The following is a 10,928-nucleotide window of genomic DNA, read 5'->3' as shown; positions in this document are numbered from 1 at the left end:
GTAGGAGCGGCCTTGTGTCGCGATGGGCTGCGCAGCAGCCCCATAAGGCTCAAAGCTTGCGCGAAGTGTCGAGCTGCATCAGGTAGCTGGGCCCGCCCAACTGGCTCATCTGCCGGCGAATCCAGCTGGCCCGGCTGGCTACGTAGGCACTCGGCCGGCTGGCGCTCCACTTGATCGGGCTCGGCAGCACCGCCGCGAGCTGCGCCGCCTGCTGGCGGCTAAGCCTGCTAGCATCGACGCCAAAGTGGTAGCGCGCTGCCGCCTGGGCGCCAAACACCCCTTTGCCCCATTCGGCACTGTTCAGGTAGACCTCGAGAATCCGCTCCTTCGACCAGAACAGCTCGATCAACGCGGTGAACCAGGCCTCCAGCCCTTTGCGGAACCAGCTGCGCCCGGACCACAGGAACAGGTTCTTGGCCACCTGCTGGGTCAGGGTGCTGGCACCGCGAATGCTGCCGCCGCGCTCGTTGTAGGCCAGCGCCGCCTGGATGGCCGGGATGTCGAACCCCCAGTGGTTGGCGAACTTCTGGTCCTCGCCAGCAATGACCGCGACCTTGAGGTCATCGGAGATATTCTCCCACGGCTCCCAGTCGCGCTGCAGGTCGATCGGCTCGCCATTCACCCAGGACTGCACCTTGCGCTCGACCATCAGCGCCGTACCGGGTGGTGGCACCCAGCGGAACACCAGCACCAGCACGATGCTGCCGGCAGCGAACCAGAGCAGGGCGCGGGAGAGGCGGCGGAGAAGGGTTGGCAGCATGGCGATGGCTTGGCCGTACGGGTGGAAGGGGCCATTATACAGACCCGATCCAAGGAGTCGTCCCATGCTTCGCAGCTTCCTGATGCTTGCCGCCTTTTTCGGCTTCACCGGTGTCGCCTTGGGTGCATTTGCCGCCCACGGCCTGAAAAGCCGGCTCACGGCCGATTATCTGGCGATCTTCCAGACTGGTGTGACCTACCAGTTGGTACATGCCTTGGCCATCTTTGCTGTCGCCGTTCTCTCGGTGCACCTGCCAGGGCGGCTGGTCGGCTGGGCTGGCGGCCTGTTTTCCGTGGGGATAGTGCTGTTCTCCGGTAGCCTGTACTTGCTGACCCTCAGCGGCCTGGGCAAGCTGGGCATCATCACTCCGATTGGTGGCCTGTGCTTCCTCGCCGGCTGGCTGTGCTTGGGCCTGGCAGCCTGGCGGCTCGGTTGACCGAGTGGTCCACAATCGCGACTAATGGCGTGCAGCGCCCTTGGGTTGCGGGGCGGTTCGGCGCTAGAATGCGGGCCCCAAAGAACAATGGTGGCCGTGCGCATGCGCATTCAACTGAACGGTGAACCTTACGAATTGCCCGCTGGCGAAAGCGTCGCGGCCCTGCTGGCCCGCCTGGAGCTGACCGGGCGCCGCGTCGCGGTGGAACTGAACCTGGATATCGTGCCGCGTAGCCAGCACGACAGCACGCTGTTGAATGATGGCGACCAGGTCGAAGTGGTCCACGCCATCGGTGGCGGCTGATTCCGGCCGGCGATTCACCTGCAAGCCCAGCAACCTTTTCCCGAGGAACAACCATGAGCAACGTTCGTAGCGACAAGCCCTTCACCCTGGCCGGGCGTACTTTCCAGTCGCGCCTGCTGGTCGGTACCGGCAAGTACCGTGACATGGAAGAAACCCGCCTGGCTATCGAAGCCTCGGGTGCCGAGATCGTCACCGTTGCCGTGCGCCGCACCAATATCGGCCAGAATCCGGGCGAGCCGAACCTGCTCGATGTGCTGCCACCGGACCGCTACACCATCCTGCCGAACACCGCTGGCTGCTACGACGCGGTCGAAGCCGTGCGCACCTGCCGTCTGGCCCGCGAACTGCTGGATGGCCACAACCTGGTCAAGCTGGAAGTGCTGGCCGACCAGAAAACCCTGTTTCCCAATGTGATCGAAACCCTCAAGGCCGCCGAAGTGTTGGTCAAGGATGGTTTCGATGTGATGGTCTACACCAGCGACGATCCGATCATCGCCCGCCAGCTGGCCGAAGCCGGCTGCATTGCGGTCATGCCGCTGGCTGGCCTGATCGGTACCGGCCTGGGTATCTGCAACCCCTACAACCTGCAGATCATCCTGGAGGAATCCAAGGTGCCGGTGCTGGTCGATGCTGGCGTGGGTACCGCGTCCGACGCCACCATCGCCATGGAAATGGGCTGCGAAGCGGTGCTGATGAACTCGGCCATCGCCCACGCCCAGCAGCCGGTGCTGATGGCCGAGGCCATGAAGCACGCCATCGTTGCCGGTCGCATGGCCTACCTGGCCGGCCGTATGCCGAAGAAACTCTATGCCAGCGCCTCTTCGCCGCTGGATGGTCTGATCAAGTAAGAGCCCCTGATGACTGAATCGCACGATACGCCGATCACCCCCGACGGCGAAGCCCGCCCGCACCGCCGCATCAAGAGTTTCGTGATGCGCGCCGGGCGCATGACCGAAGGCCAGCAACGTGGCCTGGAGCAGGGCGGCCCGCTGTACATCCTGCCGCTGGCCGACAGCCCGGTGGACTACGACCAGGTGTTCGGCCGTTCGGCGCCGCGCACCCTGGAGATCGGCTTCGGCATGGGCCATTCCCTGCTGGAAATGGCTGCTGCCGCGCCTGAACAGGATTTCATCGGTGTGGAAGTACACCGTCCGGGTGTAGGCGCGCTGCTCAACGGCGTGTTGACCCAGGGCCTGAAGAACCTGCGGGTTTATGACTGCGATGCCATCGAAGTGCTGAACCGCTGCGTGGCTGACAACAGCCTCGACCGCCTGATGCTGTTCTTCCCCGACCCATGGCACAAGGCGCGCCACCACAAGCGCCGCATCGTCCAGCTGGAGTTCGCCGAGCTGGTACGACGCAAGCTCAAGCCCGGTGGCGTGTTCCACATGGCCACCGACTGGGAGCCGTATGCCGAGTACATGCTGGAAGTGATGAGCGCTGCCCCGGGCTATCGCAACCGTGCGGCTGACGGTACCTACGTGCCGCGCCCGGAAGAGCGCCCGATCACCAAGTTCGAGCGCCGCGGCGAGCGGCTGGGGCATGGAGTTTGGGATTTGAAGTTCGAGAAGGTGGATTGATCGGCTGATCGGCCTTTCAATATGCTGATGCCTGCAGAAATGCAGGCGAAAAAAAACCGCCTTGAGAAGGGCGGTTTTTTTATGACTGTGCTCAAGAGCGCTCGGGACTTCTGTGGGAGCGGGCGTGCCCGCGAAACAGGCGACGCGGTGGATGGCACCGGCTTTGCCGGTGTTCGCGGGCATGCCCGCTCCCACAGTGACCGCACGCGCATTTAAATTTTGAGCAAGACAGTTGCTCCTGCAAGGCCGTGGCTCAGCCCCGTCGATCCGCCACCACCCCGATCAGCACCAGTACCACCAGCAACACCGGCGCCAGCGCATAGTTGTTGAACTGGCTCAGCCCTTTCACCACCCAAGGCGTGGCATAGATCAGCGCTGCGCCGCTGCCAATCATAACCAGCAAGGCCATGAACGGTACGCGCAGGGCGCCCGCCAGGCCGCCCAGGCGCTGTTCCACCCAGCCCTTGATATCGGTGCCGAACAGCACCAGCAGGCAGCCTACCAAGGCCAGTGAAATCTCCGACAGGTTGCTGCGGCTCCAGCGAGAAACCGTCGCGAGCAAATCAAGTACCAGATCCATGGGTCATCCTTAGGTCAAGAAATACTGCAGCAGGTCATTGAGGAACAACTGGCCCCTTGGCGTGGCCACTAGTCGATCCGGTTCGACCTGCAAAAGGCCCTTTTGTTCGGCCGCGCGGCGTGCCTCATGCAGTTGCGCCAGCGGCAAACCGGTGCGTTGGGTGAACAGTTCGGCTTCCACCCCATCGGTCAGGCGCAGGGCGTTCATCAGGAACTCGAACGGCAGTTCTTCGACTGGGAGCTGCTTTTCGCCGGCCTTGAACGGCTTGGCCAGATTCAGGTAATCCTTGGGCAGGCGGGTTTTCCAGGTGCGCAGGATGCGCCCGTCGGCGAAGGTCAGCTTGCCGTGGGCACCGGCGCCGATGCCGATGAAGTCGCCAAAGCGCCAGTAGTTGAGGTTGTGCCGGGCAGCGCGCCCAGCCTGGGCATAGGCCGAGACCTCGTACTGGCGGAAGCCGTGCTCGGCCATCAGTGCCTGGCCGGCCTCCTGGATGTCCCAGAGGATGTCGTCCTCGGGCAACTCGGGTGGCTGGTTCCAGAACACCGTGTTCGGCTCCACGGTCAGCTGGTACCACGACAGGTGCGTCGGCCCCAGGTCGATGGCCTGGCGCAGGTCACCCAACGCATCGGCGAGCGACTGGTCGGGCAGGCCGTGCATCAGGTCCATGTTGAAGTTGTCGAAGCCGGCGGCGCGCGCCATGCCGGCGGCGCGGACCGCTTCATCGCCATTGTGGATACGCCCCAGCGCCTGCAGTTTGGCTGGCTGGAAACTTTGCACACCAATGGAAAGACGATTGATGCCGGTTTGCCGGTAGGCCTTGAACTTGTCCTGCTCGAACGTGCCCGGATTGGCCTCCAGGGTGATTTCGATGTCCGGCGCAAACGGGATACGTTGTTCCACGCCACGCAGCAGCCGGCCAAGGGCGTCGGCACTGAACAGGCTCGGGGTCCCGCCGCCGAAGAAGATCGAGCTGATCGGCCGTCCTTGCACGGCGGCCAGTTCCTGGTCGAGGTCGGTCAGCAGGGCGGCGACGTAGGCATCCTCCGGCAGTTCAGGCCCGGCAGCGTGAGAGTTGAAGTCGCAGTAAGGGCATTTGCGTACGCACCACGGGATGTGGATGTACAGCGCCAGCGGCGGCAGGCTGGTGAAACTTGCCGCGCCGGGGGTGGACAGCGTTTCGATCATGCCAGGCCCAGGCGTTGGCGCAGCAGGGCCATGGCGCGGGCGCGGTGGCTGAGCTGGTTCTTGTCCACAGGGGCCAGGTCGGCGCTGGAGCAGTTGCGCTCCGGTACCCAGAACAGCGGGTCGTAGCCAAACCCGTGCTCGCCACTGGCCTCGAACATGATGCGCCCGTGCCACAGGCCTTCGCACAGGATCGGCAGCGGATCGTCGGCGTGGCGCACCAGTGCCAGGACGCAAACGAACTGTGCGCCGCGCTCGGCTTCAGGCACGTCTTTCAGTGCTTCAAGCAGCTTGGCGTTATTCGCCGCGTCACCCTTGCCGTCGGCATAGCGCGCCGAGTAGATGCCTGGCGCGCCGCCGAGGAAGTCCACCGCCAGGCCCGAATCATCGGCCAGGGCCGGCAGACCGGAAATGCGAGCAGCGTTGCGCGCCTTGAGGATGGCGTTCTCGACGAACGACAGGCCGGTCTCTTCCGGCTCGACCTGGCTGAACTCGCCGATCGAGCGCAGCTGCACGGACGCGCCGAGCATGGCCTGGAGTTCCTTGAGTTTGCCGGCGTTATGGCTGGCCAATACGAGTTGCTGGAAATTCATCATTCGCCTGGGAACACTTCCTGGTTGAAGCTGAGGGAGTTGCTGATGCCGCCGGTTTCGATATTCAGGTCGAAGGTGACGGTCTCTGCCTGGTCGATCTTGAACTGGGCGATGTAGTAAACCGCGCCCTGTTCGGTGATCTGCTTGAACGACAATGGGCTGCTGCGCCCGGTCAGGTCCTTGACCGTGCCGCTGACCACAGCCGTGGCGGGCTTGTTGGCCTTGAGCACGGCGATGTTGAGTACGCCCTGGTTCTTGCTGCGTACCAGGCCGGTGGCTGCGGCCACCTCCGGTGTCAGCATGCTCGAGGTGAACGCGCTGTAGTGCACCGTCACGTCGCCAAACACTTCCTTGCGCTCGGGGCGGGCAGCATCGGCAGCCAGTACCGGCAGGGCCAGGCACAGGCTGATCAGGAACAGGGCTAGGCGACGCATGGGGTGATTCCTCCGGTGGGCGTCAGACCGCGAGCTGATGTTCTTGCAGGCCCGGGCTGCTGACGCGGTAGATGCCGATCTCACCTAGAAGATTAGGCCAAAGCCGGCCACCCCACCCGTTGCGGTGCAAGTGGTCCACGGCCAGGCGGTCGAGCACCTTTGCGCGGCGCTCGTGGCACAGTTCCTCGAAGTCGGCGAAGGTGCAGAAGTGGATGTTCGGCGTGTTGTACCAGGTGTACGGCATGAAGTCCGAAACCGGCATGCGGCCTTTGGTCGCCAGGTACCAGCGGCAACGCCAGTGGCCGAAGTTGGGGAAGGTGATGATGCACTGGCGGCCCACGCGCAGCATCTCGTCGAGGATGCGGTCAGGGTACTCCACGGCCTGCAGGGCCTGGGTCATGATCACCACGTCGAAACTGTTGCTGGCGAAGTTGCCCAGGCCCTTGTCCAGGTCCTGCTCGATGACGTTGACGCCCTTGGCCACGCAGGCGGCGATGTTGTCGGCGTCGATCTCCAGGCCATAGCCGGTGACCTGCTTGCGGTCGCGCAGCGAGGCCAGCAGTTCGCCGCTGCCGCAGCCCAGGTCGAGTACCCGGCTGCCGGCGGGGATCCAGTCGTGGATGATTTCCAGATCGGCTCTCATGCTGTCCTCAGATGGCAATGCGGTTCATGTAGTTCGAGAAACCCTGCATGTAGCGAGGCGTGGGGATCAGGAAGGCGTCGTGCCCGTAAGGCGAGTCGATCTCCAGATAGCAGACGTTCTTGCGCGCGGCCATCAGGGCGTCGACGATCTCGCGCGAACGGGCCGGGGAGAAGCGCCAGTCGGTGGTGAACGACATGATGCAGTAATCCGCCTTGACGTGGGCCAGGGTGGCCGCCAGGTCACCGCCCTGGGCGGCGGCGGGGTCGAAGTAGTCCAGCGCCTTGGTCATCAGCAGGTAGGTGTTCGCGTCGAAGCGCCCGGAAAACTCCTCGCCCTGGTAGCGCAGGTAGCTCTCGACCTGGAATTCGACGCTGTGGAAGTCGTAGTTGAGCTTGTCGCTCTTCAGCTCACGGCCGAATTTCTCCCCCATCGAGTCGTCCGACAGGTAGGTGATGTGGCCGACCATGCGCGCCAGCATCAGGCCGCGCTTGGGGATCACGCCCTGGTCCTGGAACGAACCACCATGGAATTCGGGGTCGGTGAGGATGGCCTGGCGTGCCACTTCGTTGAAGGCGATGTTCTGTGCCGACAGCTTGGGCGCCGAGGCGATGTCGACGCAATGGCGCACGCGTTCGGGGTAGCTGATGGTCCACTGCAGCGCCTGCATGCCACCCAGGCTGCCTCCGACCACGGCAGCCCACTGCTGGATGCCCAGGCGCTCGGCCAGGCGCACCTGGCTGTGCACCCAGTCTTCCACGGTCAGCACCGGGAAGTCGGCGCCATAGGGCTTGCCGGTGGCCGGGTTGACGCTGCTGGGGCCGGTGCTGCCGTTGCAGCCGCCCAGGTTGTTCAGGCTGACCACGAAGAAGCGGTTGGTGTCGATCGGCTTGCCAGGGCCGATGCAGCTGTCCCACCAGCCCGGCTTGCGGTCGGTGGCGGCATGGTAGCCAGCGGCATGGTGGTGGCCGGAAAGGGCATGGCAGATCAGCACGGCGTTGCTCGCGCTGGCGTTCAGGGTGCCATAGGTCTCGTAGACCAGTTCGTAACTGGCCAGGGAGCGGCCACAGGCCAGTGCCAGCGGTTCATCGAACCGGGCGGTTTGCGGTACTACCAGACCGACGGAATCTTCGGGAAAGACAGTGGACATCGACCCTGCTCACGCTTGACGGAGGCGTAAGTCTAAAGAGCGCTACCCCCAGCGGCAAGCAGAGGCTTGCCGCTGGAAGCAACCAGGGTCAGGTGAGGCTCAGATCATCCGCCACAGCTCTTGTGGCATGCCGGCGTAGGCGGCCAGCGGCGGCATTACGAACGACTGGATCACCTGGATCGCGAGGAAGGCGAAGATCGGCGAGATGTCCATGCCGCCCAGGTTGGGCACGATGCGGCGGAACGGTGCCAGCACTGGTTCGCTGATCTGGTAGGCCAGTTCGGCTGCCGGGTTGTGGCTGTTGGGAGCAACCCAGGACACGATCACCATGACGATCATCGCTACCCAGAAAATCTTCAGGAACAGTGAGGTGATACCGATGATGGCCCACATCAGCAGGTGCAGGATGTCACCGAAGGTGCCGTAGGTCACCATCAGCACGAATGCCATCAGCAGCGCCTGGATGACCACCGACAACAGCAGCGAAGAGGTATCCAGCCCACCGACGCTGGGGATGACCCGGCGAATCGGCTTGAGCAGCGGCTGCGTGGCACGCACGGCGAACTGGCACAGCGGGTTGTAGAAGTTGGCCTTGACCAGCTGCAGGACGAAGCGCAGCAGGACGATCACCAGATACAGGCTGACCAGGGTTTGCACCACGAAGATCGCGGCGCCGGACAGTGCATTCATCTAAGGCTCCTTATTTGCCCAGTTGTTCGGCCAGCTCGGCGGAACGCGTAGCCGCAGCCTGCAGCGCCTGTTCGACAATGGCTTCGAAGCCGCTGGCCTGGAACGACTTGATCGCCGCTTCGGTGGTGCCGGCAGGCGAGGTGACACGCCGGCGCAGTTCGGCGGCATCGACATCGCTGGCAACCGCCATGCGTGCGGCGCCCAGGGCTGTCTGCAGGGTCAGCTGGGAGGCGGTTTCACGTGGCAGACCAAGCTTTTCGCCTGCCGCGGTCATTGCTTCGATCAGCAGGAAGAAGTATGCCGGGCCGCTGCCAGAAACGGCAGTCACGGCGTCCAGTTGCTGCTCCTGCTCCAGCCACAGGGCGGTCCCCACGGCCGACAGCAGTTGCTCGGCCTGCTGGCGTTGTTCGCTGGATACTTCCGCGGTGGCGTACAGGCCGCTTACGCCCTGGCGCAGCAGTGCCGGGGTGTTGGGCATGCAGCGCACCACCGGGCGAGCGCCGACCCAGCTTTGCAGGCTGGCGCAGGTGATGCCGGCGGCGATGGAAACGATCAGCTGGCCATCCTGCAGGTTCGGTTGCAGGGTCTGGCACACGGCTTTCATGACCTGCGGTTTGACCGCCAGGACGATGACGTCGGCGCCGTCGATGGCCTGGGCGTTGCTCTCGAAGGTTTCGATGCCGTGCTCGGCCTGGATGCGGCTGCGGGTCTCGGCGCCCGGGTCGCTGGCGCGGATCTGCGAGGCGTCCAGGCCCTGGGCACGCAGACCACCGATCAGGCTGGCGGCCATGTTGCCGGCGCCGATAAAGGCAATACGAGTCTTGCTCATGTCAGGTCCTTGTGGGAAAGAGTGAGTAAAGCATGGAATCAGGGCTGCCCGTAGTCGCGGGCACCGAACAGGGCGGTACCGATACGCACCCAGGTCGCACCCTGTGCGATGGCCGCTTCCAGGTCGTGGCTCATGCCCATGGACAGGGTGTCCAGGCCAAGGCCCAGGCCTTCCTGCAACTGGCGCAGGGTGGCGAAGGCGGCTTCCTGGGCGGCGCGGTCATCGGTAGGTTCCGGGATGGCCATCAGCCCGCGCAGGCGCAGGTTGGGCAGTGCTGCTACCGCCTTGGCCAAGGTCGGCAGGTCGGCGGGTGCGCAGCCGGACTTGCTGTCTTCGCCGCTGACGTTCACCTGCAGGCAGATGTTCAGTGGCGCCAGCCCGGCCGGGCGCTGCTCCGACAGGCGCTGGGCGATTTTCAGGCGGTCCACGGAATGTACCCAATCGAAATGCTCGGCAATGGCTTTGGTCTTGTTCGACTGAATGGGGCCGATGAAGTGCCAGATCAAGGGTAGGTCGCTGAGAGCCTGCTGCTTTGTCAGCGCTTCCTGTAGGTAGTTTTCCCCGAAATCGCACACACCGGCGGCGTGGATCTCGCGGATGGCGCTGGCTGGCTTGGTCTTGCTCACGGCCAGCAACTGGACGCTGGCCGGATCACGCCCGGCAGCCTGGGCAGCGCTGGCGATTCGGGCGGAAATAGCGGAAAGGTTGTCTGCTAGGGTGGACATGGACTGATGCCGGCAGCTGTGGGGGTTGCGGCATTCTACCTACTTGAAGGCCTTTGGGGAGTCTCATGGATGTGACCGAACTGTTGGCCCGGGCCGTGGATGCGGGGGCTTCCGACCTGCACTTGGCGGCGGGCCAGATACCGATGTTGCGCCTGGATGGCGAGCTGCAGCGCATGGCACTGCCGACCTTGGGCCCGGCTGCCTTGACCGAGGGCATGGCGCCCATGCTGGATGAAGGCCAGCGCCGACAGTGGGCCCAGGGTGATGAGCTGGACCTTGCGCTGGAACTGCCGATGCTGGGGCGCTTTCGGCTGAATCTGTTTCGCCAGTTGCATGGCCCTGCGGCCACCTTTCGCCTGATTCCGGGGCATATCGCCACACTCGATGAACTCGACCTTGGGGATGTGTTTCAAGCTGTTGCGCAATGCAGCGATGGCTTGATCCTCGTTGGTGGGCCGACCGGGAGCGGCAAGTCCAGCACCTTGGCGACACTGCTCGACCAACTGAACCGCGATCGGGCTCTGCATATCATCACCCTCGAAGACCCTGTCGAGGTTATCCACAGCAGCCAGCGCAGCCTGGTCAACCAGCGCGAGGTCGGCCGCCATTGCGGTGGGTTCGCCCAAGGGCTGCGCAGTGCCCTGCGCCAGGATCCGGATGTGATCATGATCGGTGAGCTGCGCGACCTGGAAACCATTCGCCTGGCCTTGCGTGCGGCCGAGACCGGGCACCTGGTGTTGGCGACCGTGCATACGCGTTCGGCGGTCAACAGCATTGACCGGTTGGTGGAGGTGTTCGCTGCAGAAGAGAAGCCACTGGTGCGGGTGATGCTGGCCGAGTCGTTGCGCCTGGTGGTGGCGCAGGTGCTGGTCAGGCGTGCGGGCGGTGGTCGAGTTGCTGCGCGGGAAGTGCTGGTGGTAACGCCAGCGGTGCGTAACCTGGTTCGGGAAGGACGGATGGCGCAGTTGTATTCGGTGATGCAGGCGGGTGGTGCGGACGGGATGCGGACGATGGAAGGGGCAATGC

At 64.2% G+C, this 10,928-nt stretch carries 15 protein-coding genes; 5 read left to right on the top strand and 10 right to left on the bottom strand.

The genetic code is table 11. The features are described from left to right. Window positions 1-49: 49 nt before the first annotated feature. Window positions 50-760 (bottom strand): monofunctional biosynthetic peptidoglycan transglycosylase, encoded by a 711-nt coding sequence (mtgA, locus tag ACK1U9_RS10210; RefSeq protein ID WP_046613549.1) that lies wholly within the window; start codon window positions 758-760, stop codon window positions 50-52. 64 nt (window positions 761-824) lie between these two features. Between mtgA and ACK1U9_RS10205 the strand changes: the two genes are divergently transcribed. From ACK1U9_RS10205 to trmB, 4 genes are all read left to right on the top strand, one after another. Beyond that, window positions 825-1,196: a DUF423 domain-containing protein gene (locus tag ACK1U9_RS10205; RefSeq protein WP_046613548.1), complete on the top strand. Its 372-nt coding sequence runs from the start codon at window positions 825-827 to the stop codon at window positions 1,194-1,196. A gap of 102 nt (window positions 1,197-1,298) precedes the next feature. Next, window positions 1,299-1,499 (top strand): sulfur carrier protein ThiS, encoded by a 201-nt coding sequence (gene thiS / locus ACK1U9_RS10200; RefSeq protein WP_003257817.1) that lies wholly within the window; start codon window positions 1,299-1,301, stop codon window positions 1,497-1,499. 53 nt (window positions 1,500-1,552) lie between these two features. Next, complete coding sequence (locus tag ACK1U9_RS10195; protein WP_013974625.1) at window positions 1,553-2,347, top strand: thiazole synthase; 795 nt, start codon at window positions 1,553-1,555, stop codon at window positions 2,345-2,347. Between the two features lie 9 nt (window positions 2,348-2,356). Continuing rightward, on the top strand, window positions 2,357-3,079 hold the full coding sequence (trmB, locus tag ACK1U9_RS10190; protein WP_013974624.1) for a tRNA (guanosine(46)-N7)-methyltransferase TrmB: 723 nt from the start codon (window positions 2,357-2,359) through the stop codon (window positions 3,077-3,079). A 253-nt stretch (window positions 3,080-3,332) separates the two neighbouring features. Here the strand turns inward: trmB and ACK1U9_RS10185 are convergent, their stop codons facing one another. The 9 genes from ACK1U9_RS10185 to ACK1U9_RS10145 form a co-directional block, all read right to left on the bottom strand. Next, complete coding sequence (locus ACK1U9_RS10185; RefSeq protein WP_003257821.1) at window positions 3,333-3,659, bottom strand: DUF3392 domain-containing protein; 327 nt, start codon at window positions 3,657-3,659, stop codon at window positions 3,333-3,335. A 9-nt stretch (window positions 3,660-3,668) separates the two neighbouring features. Then, a complete protein-coding gene (gene hemW / locus ACK1U9_RS10180) occupies window positions 3,669-4,844 on the bottom strand; it encodes a radical SAM family heme chaperone HemW (RefSeq protein ID WP_153671390.1) in 1,176 nt (391 codons plus the stop codon). Continuing rightward, complete coding sequence (gene rdgB / locus ACK1U9_RS10175; RefSeq protein ID WP_046613545.1) at window positions 4,841-5,437, bottom strand: RdgB/HAM1 family non-canonical purine NTP pyrophosphatase; 597 nt, start codon at window positions 5,435-5,437, stop codon at window positions 4,841-4,843. The genes hemW and rdgB overlap by 4 nt, the downstream gene beginning before the upstream one ends. Continuing rightward, entirely contained in the window at window positions 5,434-5,868 is a 435-nt protein-coding gene (locus ACK1U9_RS10170; protein ID WP_046613544.1) for a DUF4426 domain-containing protein, read from the bottom strand. The genes rdgB and ACK1U9_RS10170 overlap by 4 nt, the downstream gene beginning before the upstream one ends. A gap of 22 nt (window positions 5,869-5,890) precedes the next feature. Beyond that, on the bottom strand, window positions 5,891-6,511 hold the full coding sequence (gene metW / locus ACK1U9_RS10165; RefSeq protein WP_015272149.1) for a methionine biosynthesis protein MetW: 621 nt from the start codon (window positions 6,509-6,511) through the stop codon (window positions 5,891-5,893). Window positions 6,512-6,518: 7 nt separating this feature from the next. After that, window positions 6,519-7,658: a homoserine O-succinyltransferase MetX gene (gene metX / locus ACK1U9_RS10160; RefSeq protein WP_046613543.1), complete on the bottom strand. Its 1,140-nt coding sequence runs from the start codon at window positions 7,656-7,658 to the stop codon at window positions 6,519-6,521. Window positions 7,659-7,757: 99 nt separating this feature from the next. Next, window positions 7,758-8,348 (bottom strand): YggT family protein, encoded by a 591-nt coding sequence (locus ACK1U9_RS10155; protein WP_013974619.1) that lies wholly within the window; start codon window positions 8,346-8,348, stop codon window positions 7,758-7,760. A gap of 10 nt (window positions 8,349-8,358) precedes the next feature. Continuing rightward, window positions 8,359-9,177: a pyrroline-5-carboxylate reductase gene (gene proC, locus ACK1U9_RS10150; RefSeq protein WP_046613542.1), complete on the bottom strand. Its 819-nt coding sequence runs from the start codon at window positions 9,175-9,177 to the stop codon at window positions 8,359-8,361. 38 nt (window positions 9,178-9,215) lie between these two features. Next, window positions 9,216-9,902 (bottom strand): YggS family pyridoxal phosphate-dependent enzyme, encoded by a 687-nt coding sequence (locus ACK1U9_RS10145; RefSeq protein WP_135001739.1) that lies wholly within the window; start codon window positions 9,900-9,902, stop codon window positions 9,216-9,218. A 65-nt stretch (window positions 9,903-9,967) separates the two neighbouring features. On the opposite strand from ACK1U9_RS10145, the gene ACK1U9_RS10140 reads away from it, so the two are divergent. Beyond that, window positions 9,968-10,928 (top strand): type IV pilus twitching motility protein PilT (locus ACK1U9_RS10140; RefSeq protein WP_449109866.1); only part of this gene is annotated, 961 nt, incomplete at its 3' end.

The organism is Pseudomonas sp. XP1 (assembly GCF_053557675.1).
The sequence above is the reverse complement of the archived record's forward strand: the minus strand, read 5'-3'. Positions and strand labels throughout refer to the sequence as shown.